At 71.6% G+C, this 1,931-nt stretch carries 4 protein-coding genes; all 4 read left to right on the plus strand.

From position 1 onward, the window contains the following. Positions 1–115 precede the first annotated feature (115 nt). A complete protein-coding gene (locus tag GM655_RS11545) occupies positions 116–313 on the plus strand; it encodes a hypothetical protein (protein ID WP_155434853.1) in 198 nt (65 codons plus the stop codon). A 105-nt stretch (positions 314–418) separates the two neighbouring features. Then, positions 419–937 (plus strand): hypothetical protein, encoded by a 519-nt coding sequence (locus GM655_RS11550; protein ID WP_155434854.1) that lies wholly within the window; start codon positions 419–421, stop codon positions 935–937. 12 nt (positions 938–949) lie between these two features. Then, positions 950–1,222, plus strand: coding sequence for a hypothetical protein (locus GM655_RS11555; RefSeq protein ID WP_155434855.1), 273 nt, complete (start codon positions 950–952; stop codon positions 1,220–1,222). A 479-nt stretch (positions 1,223–1,701) separates the two neighbouring features. After that, a complete protein-coding gene (locus GM655_RS11560; protein ID WP_155434856.1) occupies positions 1,702–1,869 on the plus strand; it encodes a hypothetical protein in 168 nt (55 codons plus the stop codon). The last annotated feature ends 62 nt before the right edge of the window (positions 1,870–1,931 follow it).

The following is a 1,931-nucleotide window of genomic DNA, read 5'->3' on the forward strand; positions in this document are numbered from 1 at the left end:
GCCTGGTGGAGCTGGCCGTGGCCGTGGTGTCGCTGCTCGGTGTGCTGCTGCCTGGTGAAGGTGTCCGTGGCCGTGATTCCGCTGCTCGGTGTGCTGCTGCCTGGTGGAGGTGTCCGTGGCCGTGATTCCGCTGCTCGGCGCGCTGCTGACCGGCGGAGCTGGCCGGGGCCGTGATGCCGCTGCGTTTCCGCCGCTCGGTACGCTCTGGCCTGGTGGCGAAGGCCAGGCCGTGGTGTCGCTGCTCGGTGTGCTGCCGCCTGGCGGAGCTGGCCGTGGCCGTTGTGCCGCTGCTCGGCGCGCTGTCGCCTGGTAGCGAAGGCCAGGCCGTGGTGTCGCTGCTCGGTGTGCTGCCGCCTGGTGGAGCTGGTCGTGGCCGTTGTGCCGCTGCTCGATGGGCTGCTACCTGGTGGAGGTGTCCGTGGCCGTTGTGCCGCTGCTCGGCGCGCTGCTGACCGGCGGAGCTGGCCGGGGCCGTGATGCCGCTGCGTTTCCGCCGCTCGGTACGCTCTGGCCTGGTGGCGAAGGCCAGGCCGTGGTGTCGCTGCTCGGTGTGCTGCCGCCTGGTGGAGCTGGCCGTGGCCGTTGTGCCGCTGCTCGATGCGTTGCTGCCTGGTGGAGCTGGCCGTGGCCGTGCTACCGCTGCTCGATGGGCTGCTGCCTGGTGGAGGTGTCCGTGGCCGTGATTCCGCTGCTCGGCGCGCTGCTGCCCGGCGGAGCTGGCCAGGGCCGTGATGCCGCTGCGTTGTTCCGCCGCTCGGTACGCTATGGCCTGGTGGCGAAGGCAAGGCCGTGGTGTCGCTGCTCGGTGCGCTGTCGCCTGATGGAGGCCTGGGCCGTGATGCCGCTGCTTGGGGTGCTGCTGCCTGGTGGCGCTGGCCGGGGCTGTGATGCCGCTGCTCGGTGTGCTGCCGCCTGGTGGAGCTGGCCGGGGCTGTGATGCCGCTGCTCGATGGGTTGCTACCTGGTGGGGCTGGCCGTGGCCATTGTGCCGCTGCTCGGTGCGCTTGCGCCGGCCCAGCTGGCGGCCGTTGTGCCGTTGCTGGGTGTGCTGTCGCCTGCTGGCGGCCTGGGTCGTGATGCCGCTGCTCGGTGTGCTGCCGCCTGGTGGAGCTGGCCGTGGCCGTTGTGCCGCTGCTCGGCGCGCTGCAGCCCGGCGGAGCTGGCCAGGGCCGTGATGCCGCTGCGTTGTTCCGCCGCTCGGTACGCTGTGGCCTGGTGGTGATGGCCAGGCCGTGGTGTCGCTACTCGATGCGCTTGCGCCGGCCCAGCTGGCGGCCGTAGTGCCGTTGCTCGGTGTGCTGTCGTCTGGTGGCGGCCTGGGCCGTGATGCCGCTGCTCGATGCGTTGCTACCTGGTGGAGGTTTCCGTGGCCGTTGTGCCGCTGCTCGGCGCGCTGCTGCCCGGCGGAGCTGGCCAGGGCCGTGATGCCGCTGCGTTGTTCCGCCGCTCGGTACACTATGGCCTGGTGGCGAAGGCCAGGCCGTGGTGTCGCTGCTTGGTGTGCTGTCGCCTGGTGGCAGCCTGGGCCGTGATGCCGTTGCTCGGTGTGCTGCTGTCTGGTGGAGCTGGCCGGAGTCGTTGTACCGCCGCTCGGTACTCTGTTGCCTGGTGGCGAAGGCCAGGCCGTGGTGTCGCTGCTCGATGCGCTTGCGCCGGCCCAGCTGGCGGCCGTTGTGCCGTTGCTCGGTGTGCTGCTGCCTGGTGGAGCTGGCAGGAGCCGTTGTACCGCCGCTCGGTACGCTGTGGCCTGGTGGCGAAGGCCAGGCCGTGGTGTCGCTGCTCGGTGTGCTGCCGCCTGGTGGCGCTGGCCGGGGCTGTGATGCCGCTGCTCGGTGTGTTGCCGCCTGGTGGAGCTGGCCGGGGCTGTGATGCCGCTGCTCGGTGTGTTGCCGCCTGGTGGAGCTGGCCGGGGCTGTGATGCCGCTGCTCGG

It is taken from the genome of Pseudoduganella danionis, from assembly GCF_009720775.1.
Classification (GTDB): Bacteria; Pseudomonadota; Gammaproteobacteria; order Burkholderiales; family Burkholderiaceae_D; genus Rugamonas; species Rugamonas danionis.